Source organism: Flexivirga oryzae (assembly GCF_014190805.1).
Lineage (GTDB): Bacteria > Actinomycetota > Actinomycetes > Actinomycetales > Dermatophilaceae > Flexivirga > Flexivirga oryzae.
The window spans coordinates 276,781-297,884 of the sequence record NZ_JACHVQ010000004.1 but is presented as its reverse complement, the minus strand read 5'-3'; the positions used below and the strand labels follow the sequence as shown (position 1 = coordinate 297,884).

Here is a 21,104-nt window from a genome sequence, read left to right as displayed (position 1 = left end):
CCCCACATACCATGACGCCGACCCACGGCCCGGTGCTCACCACGTTCGACGGAGGCTCGGCACTCTCGCCGTTCCGTCGAGCGGCTCTGCTCTCCCACCTCCAGCGGCTCGCGCCGCAGGTCACCGCGGTCGGAGCGCGCTTCGTGCACCTTGTCGCGACCGACGGTCCGTTGGATGCGGGCGCTGAGGAGCAGGTACGCCAGTTGCTGACCTACGGCCCGGCATACGAGCCGGTCGAGGGCGCTACCGAGACCTTCGTGGTCAGCCCGCGCATCGGCACCGTCTCGCCGTGGGCGTCCAAGGCCACCGACATCGCGCACAGCTGCGGCCTCGCCGTGCAGCGCGTCGAACGGATCACCGAGTTCACCCTGGCCGGCGGCGCGCTCAGCGACCCGGAGCGGGCTGAGATCGCCGCGGCACTGCACGACCGGATGACGCAGAGCGTGCTGCCCTCCCGGACCGCGGCCGGTGTGCTCTTCGACGAGCCGGACACCGAGCCGATGCAGCGCATCGACGTGCTCGGCCAGGGCCGGACGGCACTGGAGACCGCGAACACCCAACTCGGTCTCGCACTGTCCGACGACGAGATCGACTACCTGGTCGACTCGTTCAACGGGTTGCACCGCAACCCGTCGGACGTCGAGCTGATGATGTTCGCCCAGGCGAACTCCGAGCACTGCCGGCACAAGATCTTCAACGCCGACTTCGTACTCGACGGCGAGCCGCAGACGACCTCTCTGTTCGGCATGATCCGGCACACCGAGCAGGTCGCCGGCGAGGGCACGGTGGTCGCCTACAAGGACAACGCGTCGATCATGCAGGGCGGTCCGGTGACCCGCTGGCTCCCCGAATCCCCTGACGCACCCAGCAAATACGTCGAGCGGCCCGACGACGTGCACGTCCTGATGAAGGTGGAGACGCACAACCACCCGACCGCGATCTCGCCGTTCGCGGGCGCCGCCACCGGTGCCGGCGGCGAGATCCGTGACGAGGGTGCGACCGGCCGGGGTTCGCAGCCCAAGGCGGGTCTCACCGGTTTCGTGGTCTCCAACCTGCACCTGCCCGGCACCGACGAGTCGTGGGAGCGCGAGCCGTATGGCGCCCCCGGCCACCTGGCCACCCCGCTGGACATCATGCTCGACGGGCCGATCGGTGCCGCAGCGTTCAACAACGAGTTCGGCCGGCCGGGGTTGGGCGGGTTCTTCCGGGTCTACGAACAGACCGTGGACGGCATCCGCCGCGGCTATCACAAGCCGATCATGAGCGCTGGCGGCCTCGGCGCGATCAGCGCCGACCAGACCGAGAAGATCCGGTTCGAAAGCGGTTCCCTGCTGGTGCAGCTGGGCGGTCCCGGTATGCGGATCGGGATGGGCGGTGGCGCCGCCTCGTCGATGGCATCCGGTGACAACGCCGCCGAGCTCGACTTCGACTCGGTGCAGCGCGGCAACCCGGAGATCGAGCGGCGCGCGCAGGAGGTCATCAACCACTGCTGGTCGCTCGGTGCGGACAACCCGATCCTGGCGATCCACGACGTGGGTGCCGGCGGCCTGTCCAACGCCTTCCCCGAGCTGGTCGACGACGCCGGCCTCGGCGCCCGCTTCGACCTCGGTGCCGTGCCACTGGAGGAGAAGGGCCTGTCGCCGAAGGAGATCTGGTGCAACGAGTCGCAGGAGCGTTATGTGCTTGCGATCGCACCGGATTCGCTCGAACGCTTCGCTGAGCTCGCCGACCGCGAGCGCTGCCCGTACGCCGTCGTCGGCACCGCCTTGGACGACGGTCTCCTCGTCGTCGACCGGGAGAGTCGGTCGGGTAGCGACGAGGGAGCGTATCGAGACCACGCGACGGACACCCCCATCGACATCCCCATGGAGGTACTGCTCGGCAAGCCTCCGCGGATGACCCGCGACGCCACGCGCGTCGACCGCGCGGCCGCCGACCTGGACCTGTCCGGCGTCGACCTGCGTGAACTGTCGTATGCCGTACTGCGCCACCCGAGCGTCGCGAGCAAACGCTTCCTGATCACCATCGGCGACCGCACCGTCGGTGGCCTGACGCACCGCGACCAGATGGTCGGCCCGTGGCAGGTGCCGGTGGCCGATGTCGCCGTAACCCTTTCCGACCTCGTCGGATTCACCGGCCAGGCGATGAGCTCCGGCGAGCGGACGCCGATCGCTGCTGTGGACGCCCCGGCCTCCGGGCGGATGGCCGTCGGTGAGGCGATCACCAACCTCATCGCAGCACCGGTCGACGCGCTGCGTGGCGTGAAGCTGTCCTGCAACTGGATGGCCGCCTGTGGTCGACCCGGTGAGGACGCCGCGCTGTTCGACACCGTGCATGCCGTTGCGATGGAGCTGTGCCCGGCGATCGGGGTGAGTGTCCCGGTCGGCAAGGACTCCTTGTCGATGAGCACCCGCTGGACGGACGGCGGCGAGGAGCGTGAGGTCCGGTCGCCCGTGTCGCTCGTGGTCACCGCGTTCGCCTCGCTGCCCGATGTGCGCGGCACCCTCACTCCGCAGTTGCACGCGGAGGACGGCACCGAGCTGCTGTTGATCGACCTGGGCGCGGGCCAGGATCGCCTTGGCGGGTCGATCGCGGCGCAGACCCGAGGCGAATTCGGCGGAGCGGCAGCGGATCTCGACGATCCGCGGCGCTTGCTCGGACTCGTCGAGCTGGTGGCGCGACTGCGTCGCGACGGGCTGGTGACGGCATACCACGACCGCTCGGACGGCGGCCTGCTGGCAGCCGTGGCCGAGATGACGTTCGCCGGTGGTTGCGGCGCGCAGCTCACGGTGCCGTCCGCCGATGCCCTCTTCACCGAGGAACTCGGTGCGGTCCTCGAGGTGCCGGCCGCACGGCGGGCCGACGTCGAAGCCGCGCTGCGAGACGCCGAACTCCTCGAACTCGCCCACTTCGTCGGTCGGCCCAGGGTCGAGCCGACACTGCAGGTGAGCGTCGGTGACGCGGTCGCCCTGCGTGAGTCGACTCATGATCTGGCGCGGGCGTGGGACGAGGTCTCGTGGCGGGTCAGCGCACTACGTGACAACCCGGAGTGCGCCGACGAGGAGCACGCCGACGTCGCGTCCGCGCGTCCCGGTCTGGTGGTGGCGCCGTCGTTCGACCCGGCGGACGATGTCACTGCGCCATACCTGGGCCTCGGTGCGAAACCACGCGTCGCCGTGCTGCGCGAGCAGGGCGTCAACTCGCACGTGGAGACGGCATTCGCCTTCCACCGCGCGGGATTCGAGGCGGTCGACGTGCACATGACCGACCTCCAGTCGGGCCGGCACGACCTCACCGATGTTGTCGGCCTGGTCGCCTGCGGCGGCTTCTCCTACGGCGACACACTCGGCGCCGGCGAGGGCTGGGCGCGCTCGGTGCTCTTCAACGACCGGCTGCGCGAGACGTTCGCGGGGTTCTTCGGCCGGCCGGACACGTTCGGCCTCGGCATCTGCAACGGCTGCCAGATGTTCGCCGCACTGGCGGACCTGATCCCGGGCGCGGACAACTGGCCGCGCTTCACCCGTAACCTCTCGGAGCAGTATGAAGCCCGGCTCAGCCAGGTCGAGGTGCTCGACTCCCCGTCGATCTTCTTCACCGGTATGGCGGGCAGCCGCCTGCCGATCGCGGTAGCGCACGGCGAGGGCCGCGCAGACTTCTCCGTGCGCGGCGACCTCGAAACCGTCGAGCGGGCAATGCGATTCGTCGACCCGACGGGCAATCCGGCGCGCAGCTACCCGCTGAACCCCAACGGTTCACCCGACGGGCTGACCGCCGTGACGACGCTGGACGGCCGCTTCACCGCGATGATGCCGCACCCCGAGCGGGTGCAGCGCAATGTGCAGCTGTCCTGGACCGACGGCCCGCTGGACGAGCCCAGCCCGTGGCTGCGGATGTTCCGCAACGCCCGGGTCCACGTCGGCTGACCGAGGGGAGCACATACCGAGCGATCGGAGTACGAAATCGTGCTGAATTCGTACTCCGGTCGGCGCGTTGCTACTCCTCTCGATCAGGAGAAGGTGCGGCCGGTGAGGGCCTCATAGGCCTCGACGTACTTCGCGCGCGTCTGCTCCACGACGTCGTCGGGCAACGCGGGCGGCTCCGCGCCGGAGTTACGGTCCCAGCCGCTCGCCGGTGAGGTCAGCCAGTCGCGTACGAACTGCTTGTCGTATGACGCCTGGCGCCGTCCCGGCTCCCAGTCGGCCGCCGGCCAGAAGCGCGACGAGTCGGGCGTGAGCACCTCGTCGGCCAGCACCACCGTGCCGTCCGCGCGGTAACCGAACTCCACCTTGGTGTCCGCGATCAGGATGCCGCGAGGTGCGGCGATCTCGTTGCCCCGCGCGAGGATGCGCACGGTGAGGTCGCGCAGCTGGGCCGCGCGGTCGGCGCCGACCTCGGTCACCACATCGGCATACGGCATCGGCTGGTCGTGCTCGCCGAACGGCGCCTTGGTCGACGGAGTGAAGAGCGGCTGATCGAACTTCGAGGCGTCCACCAGACCCGGCGGCAGTTCGAGCCCGGAAACCGTTCCGGATGCTTCGTATTCGGCGAGTCCGCCGCCGGTCAGGTACGCACGGGCAACACACTCGATCGGCACCATGTCGAGCCGCTCGACGAGGACCGCCCGCCCGGCGACCGCATCGGGCACGTCGGTGGAGACGATGTGGTTCAGCACCAACGACTCCAGTTGCTCGAACCACCACAGCGACAGCTGCGTCAGCACCTTGCCCTTGTCCGGGATCGGGGTGGACAGGATGTAGTCGTAGGCCGAGATCCGGTCGGAGGCGACCAACAGCACCCGGTCGTCACGGGGAGCACCGGAGTCGTCCAGCGGCGCGTAGAGGTCACGGACCTTTCCGGAGTAGACGTGGGCATAACCGGGAAGCTCGATCGGGCCGGTCGGGGTCCCCGCGGAGTGCTCGGAGGAGCGCAGCGGAGGAGAGACTTCGTCGGGTGACCTGGTCATGGCAGCAGTCTCCCAGCGCCACCGGGCACGAGCCGGACCGGGTACCCCGACCATCACTTCACCGACAGGCCCACTTACGACCGACAGGCCCAGTAAGACGGCCCGAAATGGCGATCGTGGGCCCCGGGTTCCTGAGCCCCTCGGTCATTGCTGAGCCTTTCGGCAGATGAGGAGCGGTCAGGCGAAGGTCAGCGTGCCGTCGGCGGCGGCCTGGGCGATGTCGGAGCGGTGGTGCGAGCCGCGCAGCGAGACGGCGCCGACGACGCCGTAGGCCGCGGCGCGCGCCGCCGCGAGGTCCGGACCCGTGCCGACACACGACAGCACCCGGCCGCCCGCCGACACCAGTGCGCCCGAATCGTCGCGCGCGGTGCCGGCGTGCAGCACGTAGGACTCGCCGTCCCCGTCGGTCAGCCCCTCGATCGGGTCGCCGGTCCTCGGCGTGGCCGGGTACCCCTCGCTCGCGACGACCACCGTCACGGCAGCGTCCTCCCGCCACACGAGCGGTGGCTGTTGATCCAGCTCGCCGGTTGCGGCCGCACGCAGCAGACCACCGAGCGGGGTCCGGAGCCGGGCCAGCACCACCTGCGTCTCGGGGTCGCCGAACCGGGCGTTGAACTCGATGACGCGCGGCCCGGACGGGGTGAGCGCCAGCCCGACATACAGCACCCCGGCGAAGGGGGTGCCGCGCCGCCGCATCTCGTCGACGGTCGGCTGCGCGATGCGGGCGACGACGTCGTCCACCAACCCCGCGGGTGCCCACGGAAGCGGCGAATACGCGCCCATACCACCGGTGTTCGGCCCGGCATCACCATCGCCGACCCGCTTGAAGTCCTGCGCCGGCGCGAGCGGCACGACCGTCGTGCCGTCGGTGATGCAGAAGAGCGACACCTCCGGCCCGGAGAGGAACTCCTCGACGACCACCGAGCCACCCGCGGCGAAGCATCCCCGCGCGTGAGCCAGCGCCGCATCCATCGAGTCGGTGACCACGACACCCTTGCCGGCCGCGAGACCGTCGTCCTTCACGACGTATGGCGCCCCCGTCGCCTCCAGCGCTGCCGCGGCTTCGGTGTCGTTCGTGCACACGTAGCTCCGGGATGTCGGGACGTCGGCGGCGGCCATGATCTCCTTGGCGAACGCCTTGCTGCCCTCCAACTGCGCCGCCTGCCCGGACGGGCCGAAGACCGTGATGCCCGCGTCGCGCAGCGTGTCGGCGACGCCGGCGACCAGCGGCACCTCGGGGCCGATCACGACCAGGTCGGTGTCGAGTTGCTGCGCGAGCCGAACGATCTCCGCGGCGTCGGTCACGCCGTCCGGCAGCGGGTGACACGTCGCGACCTCCGCGATGCCCGGGTTGCCCGGTGCGGCATCGACGCGGCCCACCTCGGGATCGGCCAGCAATGCGCGGACGATGGCGTGCTCTCGGGCACCTGAACCGATGACAAGGGCGTTCACGTGCCCAGAGCCTACGCGGAACCGGGTGTGGCCGGCGTCGAGGTCCAGCGACCCGGCAACGCACCGGACCGACGACAGAGCGGAGAACTTCGTCGAGGGGTTAAGGCGGTGGGGCCCTCCCGAAAGTCAGGGGGGAGGTCTCTCGGGAGGGACCCACCAACGAGGCACAGGGTCAGCCGGAGGGGGACTCGGCGACGCTTCCGCGCTCGTCACGACACAAGGTCGTTGAACCCACTATGACATGGACGGGCCGATCTTGTTAATCGACGCGTGACGGAAGTTGGTCAATGTCGGCAATCCGCCATATTCTGACCAAGACCGTCGTCGCGATCTACGACCTGGAGGTGCCGTGCCCACGTCCCGGGCCAAACCCAGGAACACCCGCCGCACCACCGCGGAGCCGCCCGACGATGCGACCGCACCGCTCTACCTGGCCATGCTGCAGATGCCCAACCCGTCCGTGGATCTGCTGCTCGCCCAGGGGTTTTCCAGAGATCAACTGGACGAGATGCTACCGGTCCTCGAGCAGCGCCGGATGATCCAGCGGGTCACGTCGGACACCTGGACGGTCGTGCCGCCGGACGTGTCGCTGCCGGCATACGCGGCACAACTCGAGGCGCGCGCACGGATGCTGCGGACCACGTCTCAAGCAATGGCCCGCGTCTACCTGCGCAGTCGGTCCGCGAACCGCACCGCCGCCAGTTCCGGGGCCGTGCTGCTCAACTCCCTGGTCGACGTCGCGCAGGCGCTCCACCAGGTCACCACCGGCGCGCAGGAGTGGGTGCTGTCCAGCCGCGTCGATTCGCCGCTGTCGCGTTACCTGCTCCAAGCGCCGCGGCCGGTGTCGACGACACCGTTCCTCGGCAGTCACGGGGCGCCACTGGAGGTGCGGCTCGCCATCGATCCGGTGCTCCTGCCGGAGGCGAACGTCGTGGACATCATGCACGCCCGGGCCGCCAGCGGTGACGCCATCCGGCTCACCCCCGGGCTGCCCTTCACCGGTGCCGTCAACGACCAGGGGCTGGCCATGGTCGACCTCGGCGACGACGGAGGCTCACCGGTCGGCATCCTGCTCGACACGGCCGCGGGCAGCGGCCGCGTGAAGGCGATGCTCGAGTTCGTGTGGCACCTCGGCACCCCGTGGCGCCCCGGGACCACGCCGTCATCCGACTACGACCTGCTGGATCCGCGCGACCGCAACATCCTCCGACTGATGGCGGGCGGGGTGAGCGACGCGGCGATCGCCCGCCAGCTCGGCATCTCCTCGCGCACCGTGGAGCGCCGGGTCAGGGTGCTCCTCGACCGCCTCAACGCCACGACCCGATTCCAGGCCGGCGTGCTCGCTGCCCGCCAGGGTCTGATCTGACATCTCCCTCTAGACTTGGCAGTTCGCTGCATGCGCAGCGCACTGTTCCACCCACTGTCATGGGGGCTTCGTGAGTGTTTCGAGTGGTCGCGCGGACGCGCCCGGTGTGTCGGACGTCGTCGCCGCGGAGATCGCCGCCGAGCAGGCGCACGTCGATCAGGTGTATGCCGAGCTGACCAAGGCCGGCGAACGCGCCGCCCTGGTCGAGGCGGAGGGCCTCGCGCGCGGGCGCACCGACCGCACCGGCGAAGCGCGGGAGGAGGAGATCACCGGCCTGTTCGAGCGGGACGCCCTGGTCTTCAACGCCGGTCGCCGCCGGCAGAGCCTGGAGACCCAGTACGAGGGTCTCGTCTTCGGTCGTCTCGACCTGGAGCACGAGAAACCGGACGAGCACGGCGACACCCGCGAGGTGCGCTACATCGGCCGGCTCGGCGTGCGCGACGACCACTACGAGCCGTTGGTGATCGACTGGCGGGCACCCGCCGCGGCGCCCTTCTACCGGGCGACCCCGGTCGACCCGCAGGGTGTCGTGCGCCGGCGGGTGCTGCGCTGCCGCGACTCACGCGTGCTCGGCGTCGAGGACGACCTGATGGTGGCCGAGGCCCCGGAGGGCATGGTCGTCGTCGGTGACGGTGCGCTGATGGCCGCGCTGACCCGCTCGCGTGGATCCCGGATGCGCGACATCGTCGCCACGATCCAGCGACACCAGGACGAGGCCATCCGCGCCGACAGCTCCGGCGTCACCGAGATCACCGGTGGTCCCGGCACCGGCAAGACCGTGGTCGCGCTGCACCGTGCGGCCTACCTGCTCTATTCCCAACGGCGGAAGTTCGAGGCGGGCGGCATCCTCGTGGTCGGCCCGTCCGCGGCATACACCGCCTACATCGAGCGGGTGCTGCCGTCCCTCGGCGAGGACAGCGTCACACTGCGCTCGCTCGGCGACCTGCTGGACGGTATGACGGCAACCCGCCTCGACTCGCCCGACGCAGCCGAGGTGAAGGGGTCCACCCGGGTCCGGCAGGTCCTCGCCCGCGCGTCACGCGACATCGCACCGGGGGCCGCCACACAGTTCCGGGCGATGGTCGCCGGGCACCCGATCCGGATCGACGCACCCGAACTCACCCGCATCCGCCGTCAGGTGCTGCGGCACCACCAGCACAACGCGGCGGCGAGTGCGGCCACCGCCGCGCTCGCCGAAGTCGCGTGGACCCAGGTCGGGACCGGGGAGAGACCCGACTTCATCGACCGGTTCACCGATCACCGGGAGGTCGAGGCGTTCGTCCGGGACTGGTGGCGACCGATCGATCCCCGCGAGGTCCTGTTGTGGCTCGCCGATGCCGACCGGGCGAAGAGCTACACGCACGGCATCCTCACCGACGAGCAGGCCGTGCTGCTGCGCGACTCCATGCAGGTCGCCCTGACCACCGGCACCTGGTCGGTCGCGGACATCGCGCTGGTCGACGACGTGCTGTCCCGGGTGGGCCCGGTCGCGGACGCCCCGCGGGAGGAGCGGGGGTTCTACGAGATCGAGGAGCTCGACACCCTCGGGGTCGCCGAACTCGGTGCGCAGCAACGGATCCCGGTGTCGGACGTCTCCTACCAGATCACCCCGGCCGACCCGCGCGAGCGCCTGCTCGTCGGCAAGGTGACCCGCTCGGACGAATACGCGCACGTGCTCGTCGACGAGGCACAGGACCTCTCCCCGATGCAGTGGCGGACCCTCGGACGTCGCGGTCGCTACGCGTCCTGGACGGTCGTCGGCGACGCCGCCCAGAGCTCGTGGCCGCTCGCCCAGGAGGCCATCGCCGCCCGGGACGAGGCGTTCGGCACCAAGCAACGCCGCCGGTTCCACATGGACACCAACTACCGCAACGCGCGGGAGATCTTCGACTACGCGGCCGAGCAGATCCTGCCCGTCGTGCCCGACGCCGACATCCCGAACGCCGTCCGCGAGACCGGTGTCCGACCGGTCGAGCTGACGGCGGCCCCCGACACGTTGCGGGAGACCGTGCGCGGTGCCACCGAGCGGCTGCTCGGGGAGGTCGAGGGCAGCATCGCGATCATCACGCCCGAGCGACACCGCCACCTGCTGGACACCGTCGCTGCCGAAGCGCCGAATCGCGTTATACTGGCCGACCCGATGTCGACAAAGGGTCTGGAGCACGACGCCACCGTCGTGGTGGACCCCGCGGAGATCATCGCCGAGTCGCCGGGCGGCGCGCGCGTCCTGTATGTCGCACTCACGCGTGCCGCACACCGCATGACCATCGTGGAGGTGCAAGACGTATGACGGACGATACGTCCGACCGAAGGTCGGCAGAAGTCATCGAGGACGAGTCGATGGTGAGGGATGAACCGTCGGCTCGGCTTGCGGCATACCGCCGCTCGATCGACAACTTCGACGCGGCCCTGATCCACATCCTCGCCGAGCGCTTCCGCACCACCAAGGCGGTCGGCGAGTACAAGGCGACCCACGAGCTCCCACCGGCCGACCCGGCCCGCGAGGAGAAGCAGATCGCCCGACTGCGAGCGCTGGCAAGCGAATCCGGCCTCGACCCGGAGTTCAGTGAGAAGTTCCTGCGGTTCGTGATCGACGAGGTCATCCACCACCACGAACGCATCCGCGAAGCGGGTAGCAGGGGCCAGTGACCGACCACGACCACGCCGGTCACTCGCACGGCGTGCGCCCGGACGCCGACGGTCGTTACCTGTGGTCGGCGCTGGGACTGCTCAGTGCGTTCCTGATCGCGGAGGTCGTCGTCGCGTTCCTCTCCGGTTCGCTCGCCCTGCTCTCCGACGCCGGGCACATGCTCAGCGACGTCGGCGCGATCGGTATGGCGCTGTGGGCGATTCGCCTCGCCGCCCGGCCTGCTGCCGGCAACTGGACATTCGGCTGGAAGCGCGCCGAGATCCTGTCCGCCGCGGGCAACGGCATCACTCTGCTCGTGGTGTCCGGCATCGTCACCTTCGAAGCAGTCCGGCGCCTCATCGACGGCCCCGACGTCGAGGGCGCGCCGATGCTGGTCGTCGCACTCGTCGGGGTCGCGGTCAACATCGCCGCCGCCTGGCTGCTCGCCCGCGCCAACCGCACGAGCCTCAACGTCGAGGGCGCCTACCAGCACATCCTCACCGACCTCTACGGATTCATCGGCACCGTCATCGCCGGAGTCGTCATACTCCTCACCGGCTGGACGCGCGCGGACCCGATCGCGTCGCTGATCGTGGTCGGGCTCATGCTGTATGCCGCCTGGGGCCTCCTGCGGGACAGCGGCCGCATCCTGCTGGAGGGTGCGCCGCGCGACGTCGACCTGGACGACCTGCGCGCCCACCTGCTCGCGACCGACCATGTGCAGGCCGTGCACGATCTGCACGTCTGGACCGTCACGTCGGACCTGCCGGCGGTGTCGGTGCACGTGGTCGTCGAGGACGAGTGCTTCGTCGACGGCCACACCCCGGTGCTGCTCGACCAGCTGCAGGCGTGCCTGCACGGTCACTTCGACGTCGAACACTCGACGTTCCAGCTGGAGCCGGCCGGCCACGACGAGCACGAACGCGGCATGCACTGAGCCCTCTCGGACTCGGAGCGCAACGGGCGGTTCGTCCTCCGTTATGTGGGGACCGTCCAGGTGAGTCCGGGGAACCGTGCGAAGTCCCGGTCGAAGGACACCCAGGTCGCCCCAGCCTCGATCGCGGTCGCCGCGTGTGCTGCGTCGGCCACCAGATTTCCCTTGGCCGCAGCACCCTTGCACAACTCGCAGAAGATCGACCAATGCCGCCGGCCGGGCGCCACGGACAGCACGCCGTCGGCCGCCCGCAGAGCGTCGGCTTGGGCAATCGCCTGCGTCAGTGGGGTCGGCGCGGCGAAGACCCGTGGATGCGTCACGACTCGGACGAATCCGGACAGCACGGCGTCGGTGATCCCCACCGCTTCGACCCCGGAAACATGCACTTCGAGCCAGTCTCGCGCGACGTCGTGATGCGGCCCATCGGTGCGGTATGCCTCGACCAAGACATTGACGTCGGGCATCAGCACTGGTCAGCCACCCATCCGGTCGAGCAGATCGGCAGAGTCGTCCAGATCAACGCCTGGCTGCAACCCCGTGCCGTCGAAGGGCTCCACGCGAAATGCCGTCGGCTCGCCGTCCGACTCGGCCAGGCGTCGGCGCAACGCGTCCTCGACAAACGCCGTGAACGTCGTGTCCTCGGCATGCGCTCGCTCCCGGACGGCCCGGTAAAAGTCGTCCGACAGCCTGATGGTCGTTCTCATATGTCATATCGTCATATCGCGTATGTCGATATGTCAAGACTCACTAGTCGTCGTTGGGCGAGCCGCCCAGCAGCGAGTGCACCCGCTCCGCGCCGATCGCCAGCAACAGCGTCGGCAGCCGGGGGCCGGTGTCCTTGTCGACCAGCAGGTTGTAGAGCAGCTTGAAGAACTGCCGCTGGGCGGCGCCGAGCTCCTTGTCGCCCTTGACGATCTGGTCGGCCGCGAGGCCGCGCTGGACCTTCGGCACCCCGTAGACCTGATGCGTCAGCCCGTCCAGCGACCAGGCGTCCTCCAGCCTGGGCAGCTGGGAGTCCTTGCCGTTCAACAGGATCGCGACCGCTTCGCGCTCCTGGTCGGTCAGCGCGCCGAGCCGCCCGTCGTCCGGCGACGTGCGCACCACGGTGCGGTCCTCCTCGGCCATCTGGGTCTCCACCCAGTGCTCGACGCACGTCAGCCGCGGCCGCAGCTCGTCGAGCGACGCGACCGGATCGTCGGCGTCCAGCTCACCGACGATCCGCAGCGTCTGCTCCTCGTCGCCGGTCGTGAGGTCCACGATCGACGCGAGCGTGCGGTAGGACACCGGGCGGGGCGTGTCCGGCAGGGTGCCGATGGCGGTCGACGTCGCGCGGGTGTATGCCGCGACGTCGCCCGGCTGCCCCTTGTCCGACCCGACCTTCTTGGCGAGCGAGTCCCACTCGTCGTACATCCGCTCGACCTCGGCGTCGAAGGCGACACTGAACGCCTGGGCCGGCTTGCGGCGGGCGTAGAGCCAGCGCAGCAGCTGCGGCTCCATGATCCGCAGCGCATCCGCCGGGACCGGCACACCACCGCGCGAGGACGACATCTTCGCCATGCCCTTGATGCCGACGAACGCGTACATCGGGCCGAGCGGGCGCTCCCAGCCGAACATCGGCGCCAGCTCCTTGCCGACGACGTATGACGAGCCGGGTGACTGGTGATCCACGCCGGACGGTTCGAAGGTGACCTTCTCGTAGGCCCAGCGCATTGGCCAGTCGACCTTCCAGACGAGCTTGCCGTGGCGGAACTCGCGCAGGTTGACGGTCTCGGTGAAACCGCACTGGCAGGTGTAGGTCATCTCGGTCGTGGCGTCGTCATACGCGGTGACCGTGGTGAAGTCCGTGCCGCACTCGCTGCAGTACGGCTTGTAGGGGTAGTAGCCGCTCTCGCCGCGGCCGTCGTCCTCGGCCGCGGCGCCGGAGCCCTCCTCGGCCTCGGCGGCCGCGGCCGCCTCCTCCTCGGACAGCTTCGGCTGCTTCTTGGCCTTCTTCGGGCCGAGCGTGCGGTACTGGTCGAGGACCTTGTCGATCTCGCTGCGCTGCGACATCGCGAAGAGGATCTGCTCGGTGTAGGCGCCGGACAGGTACTGGCCGGTCTGGCTGATGCCGCGATAGGTGATGCCGAGCTCGTCGAGGCTGCGTTCCAGCTGGTCGCGGAAGTGTTCCGCCCAGCTGGTCGCCGCCGAGCCAACGGGCGGCGGGACGTCGGTCAGCGGCTTGCCGATGTGCTCCTCCCAGGAGCTGTCGACGCCCGGCACATTGGGGACCTTGCGGAAGCGGTCGAAGTCGTCCCAGCTGATGATGTGCTCGACCTCGATGCCGCGCCGGCGGACCTCGTCGGCGACCAGGTGCGGCGTCATCACCTCGCGCAGGTTGCCCAGGTGGATGGGTCCGGACGGCGAAATTCCGGACGCGCACACGACCTTGGTGCCCTTGGCCTTCGCCTCGGCGATGGCCTCGTCGGCGAGTCGGGACACCCAGTCGTCACGTTGCTGATCGGTCACAACCCGCTATTTTACGGGCCGGCCAGTACCCCCTCGACCACGCCCGGCTCAGCTGACCTGGATCGCCCAGTCGAGCAGGAAGAGGCCGACGAGCAGGGCGGGTATGGCGCCCACCATCATGCAGCCGGCCTGCGCCGACCGGCCCTGCCGTTCCTGGCCCTCCGGCATGCCCTGCGCCTGCTTCCGGAACCGCCACCAGGTCACGGCACCGAAGACGGCGAGTCCGAGGAAGAGCACGACGAGCGTCCACAGGGTGATGCGGAACGCCAGCGGCGGCGTCTTGCCGCTGACCGTGCGGGCCGCGAAGTCAGCGAGCACCTCAGTCCTCGAGCAGGTCGTGCCGCACGATGACCTCGGAGCGGCCGGGGCCCACACCGATCACCGAGATACGCGCGCCGATGCGCTGCTCGACGAACTCCACATAGGCGCGGCAGTTGGCCGGCAGCTCGTCGTAGCTGCGGCAGTGCGAGATGTCCTCGAACCAGCCGGGCAGCTCCTCATAGATCGGCGTCGCGTGGTGGAAGGCGCTCTGGTCGGCCGGCATCTCGTCGTACCGGACACCGTCGACGTCATACGCGACACAGACCGGGACCTTGTCCAGCCCGGACAGCACGTCGAGCTTGGTGAGCACGAAGTCGGTGATGCCGTTGATCCGGAAGGCGTAGCGCCCGATGACCGTGTCGATCCAGCCGCACCGACGCGGCCGGCCGGTGGTGACGCCGAACTCGGCACCGGTCTTGCGCAGGAACTCGCCGGAGTCGTCGAGCAGTTCGGTCGGGAACGGGCCCTCACCGACACGGGTGGTGTAGGCCTTGAAGATGCCGATGACCCGGGTGATGCGGGTCGGGGGTATGCCGGCGCCGGTGCACGCGCCACCCGCCGTCGCGTTCGACGAGGTCACGTAGGGGTAGGTGCCGTGGTCCACGTCCAGCAGCGTCGCCTGCCCGGCCTCGCACAGCACGATCTTGCCGTCGTCGAGCGCGTTGCTGATCTCCAGCGACGTGTCGGCGACCATCGGCCGCAGGCGGTCGGCATACGACAGCAGCTCGTCGACGACCTCACTGACCGGGATCTCCCGGCGGTTGTAGAGCTTGACGAGGATCTGGTTCTTGACCTCGAGCGCCGCCTCTACCTTCTGCTTCAGGATCGACTCGTCGAACAGGTCCTGCACCCGGATGCCGGTGCGGTTCATCTTGTCGGCGTAGGTCGGGCCGATGCCGCGGCCGGTCGTGCCGATCTTCTTCGAGCCGAGGAAACGCTCGACGGTCTTGTCGAGCACCCGGTTGTAGCTGGCGATGACGTGCGCGTTGCCGCTGATCCGCAGCGCCGAGGTGTCCAGGCCGCGTGCCTGCAGGCCCTCGAGCTCCTCGAACAGGACCGACAGGTCGACGACCACACCGTTGCCGATCACCGGGGTCACCCCCGGCGACAGGATGCCGCTGGGCAGCAGGTGCAGGGCGTACTTCTCGCGCGTGCCGTCCGGCTGCTCGACGACGACCGTGTGGCCGGCGTTGTTGCCGCCGTTGAACTTCACGACGTAGTCGATGCGGTCGCCCAGGAGGTCGGTCGCCTTGCCCTTGCCCTCGTCGCCCCACTGGGCGCCGACAAGCACAACTGCTGGCATTGCTGCCCCTATCCGTTCGAGATCGAGCATGGACCGGACGGTCGGCTGCTCGCTGTCAGCAATGCCTCAGGCTACCGGGCGGGCTGTATGGCGCCCGCAGTGGTCGCGCACTCCGCCGATCGCGTTACCGAGGGTCGTGCCGTCTGCGACGACGACGATCCCGATCACGACGCAGCGAGGGTCGCGGCCGCGGACTCGATCAGCAGCACCGTCGAGGTCGCACCGGGATCCTGGTGACCTGCGCTTCGCTCGCCCAGATAGCTCGCACGCCCCTTGTGCGCGACCAGTGGCGTGGCCGAGTCCCGGCCTCGCGCGGCCGCCTCGGCGGCCGCCCGCAGAGCAGCAGCGAGCCCGTCACCTCGCGCATCGTCATACGCCTGCACCGCGGGCATCCAGGCGTCGACCATGGTCTTGTCCCCGACCTCCGCCTTGCCGCGTTGCACGATGCCGTCGATGCCGGCGTGCAGGGCGGCCCCGAGGGCCGTGACATCGGCGTCACCCTCCCCCAGAGCACCGCCGAAGCGCAGGAAGAAGGTGCCGTAGAGCGGACCGCTCGCACCGCCGACCGAGCTGACGAGCGTCATCCCGACCTTCTTGAAAAGCGCTGGGGCGGAGGCGAACTCATCCGCATCGAGGGCAGCGGCAACCGCCGTCATCCCGCGGTCCATGTTGGAGCCGTGGTCGGCGTCCCCGATCGCCGAGTCCAGCTCGGTCAGCTCCGCCGCGTGCTCGTGTATGGCGCCGGCGAACGCCCGCAGCCATGCGGTGAACCGGTCGATGTCCACGCTCTCCGTCATCAGGACCACCGTAGCGCCGGGGTGTCGACCGGTGCGTCCCACAGCGCGAGCAACTCCTCGTCCGCCTTCACCAGGGTGACCGAGCAGCCGGCCATGTCCAGCGAGGTGATGTAGTTGCCGACCAGGCACCGCGCGACGTGGATGCCGGCCTGCTGGAGCAATCGATGCACTTCGCCGTACATCAGGTAGAGCTCCAGCAGCGGCGTGCCGCCCATCCCGTTGACCATGGCGATCACCGCATCACCGGTGCCGTACGGCAGGTCGCCGAGAACGGGGTCGACGAGCAACTGCGCCGCCTCGGCGGCCGAGGCGAGCGGCACCCGGCTCCGGCCGGGTTCACCGTGGATGCCGATGCCCAGCTCCATCTCGTCGTCGCCGAGCTCGAACGTGGGTCTACCGGCGGCCGGCACGGTGCAGGAGGTGAGCGCGAGGCCCATGCTGCGGCCGACGGAGTTGATCCGCGTGGCCAGCTCGAGCAGCTGATCCAGCGGTCGGCCGCTCTCCGCAGCCGCTCCGACCAGCTTCTCCAACAGCACCGTCGTCCCCACTCCGCGGCGCCCGGCCGTGTAGAGGCTGTCCTGGACCGCGACGTCGTCGTCGACGACGATCGAGCGCACCTCCGTGCCGTTGTCGGCGGCGAGCTCGGCCGCCATCTCGAAGTTCATGACGTCGCCGGTGTAGTTCTTCACGATGTGCAGTACGCCGGCGCCGCCGTCCACCGCCGCCGTCGCGGCCAGCATCTGGTCGGGGACGGGCGACGTGAACACCTCGCCGCAGCACGCCGCGTCGAGCATGCCGACGCCGACATACCCGCCGTGCAACGGTTCGTGCCCGGTGCCGCCGCCGGAGACGAGACCGACCTTGCCGGCGCGGGGTGGTCCGTTGCGGTAGATCACCTTGTGTTCGTGGTCGATCCGCAACCGATCACCATGGGCTGCCTCGATCCCGATGAGCGCTTGCGAGACGACGTCGGCGGGCTCGTTGATCAGCTTCTTCACCTTCTCATCGGACCACGCTCGACCGAGTCCGACAAGGCCGCGTCAGGGCGCCAGCGCGTGCGCCTCGGCGGGCTTGACCAGCTTCTTCACCGTGCGGCCGTCGTGGAACTCCCCGATCGCCCGCATCTGCCAGGTCTGCGGGCCGGTGCGGCGCATGGCTGCCATGAGCACCCCGGTGGCCGGCTGTGACTCGGACAGGTCGAAGCGCACCAGCTCCTGCCCGGTCGCGTCGTCGACCAGCCGGCAGAACGCTCGCCGGATGCTGGTGAACTTCTGCCCACTGAACGAATTGATGGTGAACACAAGGGTGTTCACCTGCGGCGGCATACCCAGCAGGTCGACCTTGATCTGTTCGTCGTCGCCCTCACCGGCGCCGGTCACGTTGTCCCCCGAGTGCTGTATGGCGCCGCCGAACTCTTGTCTGTGCATGAACCAGACGATCTCCAGCTTCTTGCCGGAGGCGTCGTACGCGATGACAGAAGCGTCCAGGTCGATGTTTCCCCGACCGGGGGCCGGGTCCCACCCGAGCCCCATGGTGACCCTGGCCAGCGGCGGGGCACCGGTCTTGGTCAGGTCGACCCTGGCCTTCTTGGTCAGGTCGACCCGGCCCTTGTCGAGGTTGACGACGCCGACGGCGCCGGCCGGCTGGGGAGCCGGCGGCGGGGGCACGGCACCGGCCGGGGGTGTCATCGCCGCGGGCGGAGGAGGCATCGGCGCCGGTGCGCCCTGGGGCGGTGGCAGCTGGGCGGCCGGTGGCCCCTGCGGCGGTGCCATCGGCGCCGCGGCGGGCGGTGCAGCCTGCGGCGGCGGAGGGGGCGTCGGCCCTTGCGCAGGTGCCGGTGCGGGCTCGGGGTCTCCTTCCACCGAAATGCCGAAATCTGTTGCCAGACCGGCAAGCCCGGAGCTGTACCCCTGAGCGACGGCGCGCAGTTTCCACTGGCCGCCCCGCTGATAGAGCTCTCCGCTGACGAACGCCGTCTCGTTCTCGGCGGCCATGTCGAAGGTGGCCAGTTCGGCGCCGGATGCCGCGTCGGAGGCGACGAGCCGCAGACCGGGCACCTGGCCGAACGCACCGCCGTCCGCGGACGCCGCCAGCACCACGCGCGGGATCTCCGCGGGCAACCGGCTCAGGTCCACCTCCAGGGCATCGGCACCCGGCTGCTTGCCGAGATGGCGCACGGCACCGCTGGGGTGCGACGGCTGGTTGTAGAAGACGAAGTCGTCATCCGAAGCGACCTTGCCGCTCTCCCGGAGCAGGAGCGCGGACGCGTCGACGTCCGGGACCCCCGGGCCGGGCTGCCATTGCAGGGTGATCCGGACCTGCCCGGCGTCGATCGGCGTGTTCGATCCCTTGGTCAACTGGGTCATACGGTCATCCTCACATGCGCTCGGTGCGCTGCCGACTATCTCCTGAGAGGGACGTCAGGACCGGTGCCGTCGTTCCGCGATCCGCAGCGCCAGTTGGAAGCGGGTGGTGACGTCGTGCTCACTCATCAGCGCTGCGATGCGCCGCCGGACCGTGCGCAGTGACACGCCCATTGCCCGTGCGATCGCTTCGTCCGTCAGCCCCTGCTGCATCCAGTCGACCAGAGCGTTCGACGACGGGTCGTCGGTGTGTTCGGCCGGTGTCGCAGCGGCCCAGAGCCGGTCGAAGAGCGCGATGAAGGCCGCGACCACCATCGGGTCGCGCAGCACGACGTAGTCGCCGCCGTCCTGTCCCCACTCGGTCGAGCCGATCGCGACCTCTTCGCCGAACACGACGAATTCCGAGGGCAATCCACCGACGACCCGTTGCTCCTCACCGAGCTCGGCCCAGTCGGCGAGCGCCCCGGCATACTCGTGCAGGGCGTCGGGGAGATAGAGCGTGCGCTGCTCGCGTCCCGACTCCAGCTGTTGCCGCACGGTCGGGAAGTCCCCGGTGGCGCGCGGACCGCCGGGCTTGGCCTGCCGGATGACCCCGACGGTGGACGCCACAAGGTGCTCGTAGACGGAGCTGAACACCGCCTGGTCGACGCGTTCCCTCAGCGGCTGATCGGAGGACTGGGCCTCCTGGCCGGCCCGGTGGTCGGTCACGAAGGCGTCGATCGCGTCCCGCACCCGCGCCAGGTCCTGCCGGCGCGTCGCCAACCTGGCCTCCTCGGCGCTGACCACCCGCTCGAGCGCCGCCCGGGGGTGATCGGCCACCACCTCCCCGAGGTTCGTCACCCGCACCAGCCGCCGCGCCCGCAGTTGCTCGATGGCGTGCTCCGCCTCGTAGTCGGTCCAGCCGAGTTGCGCGACGTGCGCTGCGAGCGTGAGTCCGGGGGCGCGCAGCACGTGCCGGTAGAGCTCCTCGCCCTGCGGCCCGACCCCGAGCACCCCGAGCCGTCCATCCATCGGACCGGCCTCCTACAGCCCCAACTCCCGGGCCCCGGTGGCCGAGGAGTCACGCAGGAAGTCGGCGCAGCGGCGCTGTTCGTCGGTCTCGCCGATCTCACCGGCCGCCTTCGACAGCGCTCCGAGCGCCCGCAGGAAACCACGGTTGGGCTCGTGCTCCCACGGCACCGGACCCTGCCCGCGCCAGCCCGACCGGCGCAGCGCGTCGAGGCCGCGGTGATAGCCGGTGCGCGCGAAGGCGTAGGCCTCGATCGCGTCACCGTCGGCCAGCGCGTCCTCCGCAAGCGTCGCCCAGGCGAGCGACGACGCCGGGTAGGACCGCGCGACGTCACGCGGGTCGACCCCTTGGTCCAGCGGCGAACCGGCTGGATCCGTAGGGAGATTCGTCTCGGGTATGCCGAGCAGGTTGTCACTCACGAGCGATCCGACTACTCGTGCTGACCAGCGGAGCCGAGGTTCTCGCAGGCCTCGACCACACGCGCCGACATACCGGCCTCGCCCGCCTTGCCCCAGGCGCGCGGGTCGTACTGCTTCTTGTTGCCGACCTCGCCGTCGACCTTCAGCACCCCGTCGTAGTTGCCGAGCATCCAGCCGGCGACCGGTCGGGTGAAGGCGTACTGCGTGTCGGTGTCGACGTTCATCTTCACCACGCCGTACGAGACAGCCTCGGCGATCTCCTTCGGGTCGGAACCCGAGCCGCCGTGGAAGACCAGGTGGAACGGCTTGTCGTCAGGGGTGTTGAACTCCTGGTGCACCGTGTCCTGCGCCTTCTTCAGCACCTCCGGGCGCAGCTTGACGTTGCCCGGCTTGTAGACGCCGTGCACGTTGCCGAAGGTCAGCGCGGTCATGTAGTAGCCCTGCTCGCCCGTGCCGAGCGCACGCGCGGTCGCGACGGCGTCCTCCGGGGTGGAGTAGAGCTTCTCGTCGATCGCACCCTCGACACCGTCCTCCTCGCCGCCGACGACACCGACCTCGATCTCGAGGATGATGTGCGCCGCCTTGCACTGGGCGAGCAATTCTTCTGCGATCCGGAGGTTCTCGTGCAGTTCAACAGCGGAGCCGTCCCACATGTGCGACTGGAAGTAGGGCAGCCCGCCCTGCTTGACGCGTTCGGCGGACGCCGCGAGCAGCGGCCGCACGAAGCCGTCCAGCTTGTCCTTCGGGCAATGGTCGGTGTGCAGGGCGATGTTGACGTCATACGCCTTGGCCACCTCGTGCGCGAAGGCCGAGAACGCGAGCGAGCCGGTGACCATGTTCTTGACGCCCTGGCCGGAGAAGTACTCCGCGCCACCGGTGGACACCTGGACGATGCCGTCGCTGCCGGCGTCGGCGAACCCCTTGATCGCGGCGTTCAGGGTCTGGCTGCTGGAGACGTTGATGGCCGGGTAGGCGAAGCCGCCCTTCTTGGCCCGGTCGAGCATCTCGGCGTACTTCTCGGGGGTCGCGATCGGCATGGAGGC

18 protein-coding genes are annotated in these 21,104 nt (G+C 69.7%); 5 read left to right on the top strand and 13 right to left on the bottom strand.

Annotated elements, in window-relative coordinates; genetic code table 11:
* The first annotated feature begins 11 nt into the window (after nucleotides 1–11).
* Nucleotides 12–3,923, top strand: coding sequence for a phosphoribosylformylglycinamidine synthase (gene purL / locus FHU39_RS20630; protein WP_183322606.1), 3,912 nt, complete (start codon nucleotides 12–14; stop codon nucleotides 3,921–3,923).
* Between the two features lie 83 nt (nucleotides 3,924–4,006).
* Here purL and FHU39_RS20625 read toward each other — a convergent pair whose 3' ends face one another.
* Nucleotides 4,007–4,963: a phosphoribosylaminoimidazolesuccinocarboxamide synthase gene (locus FHU39_RS20625; protein ID WP_183322605.1), complete on the bottom strand. Its 957-nt coding sequence runs from the start codon at nucleotides 4,961–4,963 to the stop codon at nucleotides 4,007–4,009.
* 177 nt (nucleotides 4,964–5,140) lie between these two features.
* On the bottom strand, nucleotides 5,141–6,415 hold the full coding sequence (purD, locus tag FHU39_RS20620; RefSeq protein WP_183322604.1) for a phosphoribosylamine--glycine ligase: 1,275 nt from the start codon (nucleotides 6,413–6,415) through the stop codon (nucleotides 5,141–5,143).
* 349 nt (nucleotides 6,416–6,764) lie between these two features.
* Between purD and FHU39_RS25130 the strand changes: the two genes are divergently transcribed.
* The 4 genes from FHU39_RS25130 (at nucleotide 6,765) to FHU39_RS20600 (ending at nucleotide 11,347) form a co-directional block, all read left to right on the top strand.
* Nucleotides 6,765–7,781: a LuxR C-terminal-related transcriptional regulator gene (locus tag FHU39_RS25130; RefSeq protein ID WP_183322603.1), complete on the top strand. Its 1,017-nt coding sequence runs from the start codon at nucleotides 6,765–6,767 to the stop codon at nucleotides 7,779–7,781.
* Nucleotides 7,782–7,851: 70 nt separating this feature from the next.
* On the top strand, nucleotides 7,852–10,071 hold the full coding sequence (locus FHU39_RS20610; protein WP_183322602.1) for an AAA family ATPase: 2,220 nt from the start codon (nucleotides 7,852–7,854) through the stop codon (nucleotides 10,069–10,071).
* Between the two features lie 50 nt (nucleotides 10,072–10,121).
* Nucleotides 10,122–10,430, top strand: coding sequence for a chorismate mutase (locus FHU39_RS20605; RefSeq protein WP_183322669.1), 309 nt, complete (start codon nucleotides 10,122–10,124; stop codon nucleotides 10,428–10,430).
* A complete protein-coding gene (locus tag FHU39_RS20600; protein WP_183322601.1) occupies nucleotides 10,427–11,347 on the top strand; it encodes a cation diffusion facilitator family transporter in 921 nt (306 codons plus the stop codon). The genes FHU39_RS20605 and FHU39_RS20600 overlap by 4 nt, the downstream gene beginning before the upstream one ends.
* A gap of 41 nt (nucleotides 11,348–11,388) precedes the next feature.
* Here the strand turns inward: FHU39_RS20600 and FHU39_RS20595 are convergent, their stop codons facing one another.
* The 11 genes from FHU39_RS20595 to fbaA all read right to left on the bottom strand — a co-directional run bounded on the left by FHU39_RS20595 (nucleotide 11,389) and on the right by fbaA (nucleotide 21,098).
* Nucleotides 11,389–11,808 carry a type II toxin-antitoxin system VapC family toxin gene (locus tag FHU39_RS20595; protein WP_221185752.1) on the bottom strand — a complete coding sequence of 140 codons (420 nt, stop codon included), beginning with the start codon at nucleotides 11,806–11,808 and terminating at the stop codon, nucleotides 11,389–11,391.
* Nucleotides 11,809–11,817: 9 nt separating this feature from the next.
* Complete coding sequence (locus tag FHU39_RS20590; protein WP_183322599.1) at nucleotides 11,818–12,048, bottom strand: ribbon-helix-helix domain-containing protein; 231 nt, start codon at nucleotides 12,046–12,048, stop codon at nucleotides 11,818–11,820.
* Between the two features lie 43 nt (nucleotides 12,049–12,091).
* Complete coding sequence (gene lysS / locus FHU39_RS20585) at nucleotides 12,092–13,849, bottom strand: lysine--tRNA ligase (protein WP_183322598.1); 1,758 nt, start codon at nucleotides 13,847–13,849, stop codon at nucleotides 12,092–12,094.
* A gap of 48 nt (nucleotides 13,850–13,897) precedes the next feature.
* Nucleotides 13,898–14,167, bottom strand: coding sequence for a hypothetical protein (locus FHU39_RS20580; protein ID WP_183322597.1), 270 nt, complete (start codon nucleotides 14,165–14,167; stop codon nucleotides 13,898–13,900).
* Nucleotide 14,168: 1 nt separating this feature from the next.
* Nucleotides 14,169–15,473 carry an adenylosuccinate synthase gene (locus FHU39_RS20575; protein ID WP_183322595.1) on the bottom strand — a complete coding sequence of 435 codons (1,305 nt, stop codon included), beginning with the start codon at nucleotides 15,471–15,473 and terminating at the stop codon, nucleotides 14,169–14,171.
* A 164-nt stretch (nucleotides 15,474–15,637) separates the two neighbouring features.
* Nucleotides 15,638–16,270 (bottom strand): dihydroxyacetone kinase subunit DhaL, encoded by a 633-nt coding sequence (gene dhaL, locus FHU39_RS20570; RefSeq protein ID WP_183322594.1) that lies wholly within the window; start codon nucleotides 16,268–16,270, stop codon nucleotides 15,638–15,640.
* Entirely contained in the window at nucleotides 16,270–17,268 is a 999-nt protein-coding gene (gene dhaK / locus FHU39_RS20565) for a dihydroxyacetone kinase subunit DhaK (protein ID WP_183322593.1), read from the bottom strand. Before dhaK ends, dhaL begins: the two co-directional genes overlap by 1 nt.
* Nucleotides 17,269–17,310: 42 nt before the next feature.
* Nucleotides 17,311–18,636 carry a TerD family protein gene (locus FHU39_RS20560; protein ID WP_183322592.1) on the bottom strand — a complete coding sequence of 442 codons (1,326 nt, stop codon included), beginning with the start codon at nucleotides 18,634–18,636 and terminating at the stop codon, nucleotides 17,311–17,313.
* 54 nt (nucleotides 18,637–18,690) lie between these two features.
* Nucleotides 18,691–19,644, bottom strand: a complete 954-nt coding sequence (locus FHU39_RS20555) for a helix-turn-helix domain-containing protein (protein ID WP_183322590.1) — start codon at nucleotides 19,642–19,644, stop codon at nucleotides 18,691–18,693.
* A 12-nt stretch (nucleotides 19,645–19,656) separates the two neighbouring features.
* Nucleotides 19,657–20,061 (bottom strand): DUF3151 family protein, encoded by a 405-nt coding sequence (locus FHU39_RS20550; protein ID WP_183322588.1) that lies wholly within the window; start codon nucleotides 20,059–20,061, stop codon nucleotides 19,657–19,659.
* Nucleotides 20,062–20,072: 11 nt separating this feature from the next.
* The gene (gene fbaA, locus FHU39_RS20545) at nucleotides 20,073–21,098 is read right to left on the bottom strand and encodes a class II fructose-bisphosphate aldolase (protein ID WP_183322587.1); all 1,026 of its coding nucleotides are present in this window, start codon (nucleotides 21,096–21,098) and stop codon (nucleotides 20,073–20,075) included.
* Nucleotides 21,099–21,104: the final 6 nt, after the last annotated feature.

Bases quoted from the DNA above. Each gene is read 5' to 3' on its own strand.
- FHU39_RS20590 (WP_183322599.1), bottom strand. From the start codon at position 12,048: ATGAGAACGACCATCAGGCTGTCGGACGACTTTTACCGGGCCGTCCGG.
- FHU39_RS20560 (WP_183322592.1), bottom strand. From the start codon at position 18,636: ATGACCCAGTTGACCAAGGGATCGAACACGCCGATCGACGCCGGGCAG.
- purL (WP_183322606.1), top strand. From the start codon at position 12: ATGACGCCGACCCACGGCCCGGTGCTCACCACGTTCGACGGAGGCTCG.
- FHU39_RS20595 (WP_221185752.1), bottom strand. From the start codon at position 11,808: ATGCCCGACGTCAATGTCTTGGTCGAGGCATACCGCACCGATGGGCCG.
- FHU39_RS20625 (WP_183322605.1), bottom strand. From the start codon at position 4,963: ATGACCAGGTCACCCGACGAAGTCTCTCCTCCGCTGCGCTCCTCCGAG.
- dhaL (WP_183322594.1), bottom strand. From the start codon at position 16,270: ATGACGGAGAGCGTGGACATCGACCGGTTCACCGCATGGCTGCGGGCG.
- FHU39_RS20605 (WP_183322669.1), top strand. From the start codon at position 10,122: ATGGTGAGGGATGAACCGTCGGCTCGGCTTGCGGCATACCGCCGCTCG.
- fbaA (WP_183322587.1), bottom strand. From the start codon at position 21,098: ATGCCGATCGCGACCCCCGAGAAGTACGCCGAGATGCTCGACCGGGCC.
- FHU39_RS20555 (WP_183322590.1), bottom strand. From the start codon at position 19,644: ATGGATGGACGGCTCGGGGTGCTCGGGGTCGGGCCGCAGGGCGAGGAG.
- FHU39_RS20575 (WP_183322595.1), bottom strand. From the start codon at position 15,473: ATGCCAGCAGTTGTGCTTGTCGGCGCCCAGTGGGGCGACGAGGGCAAG.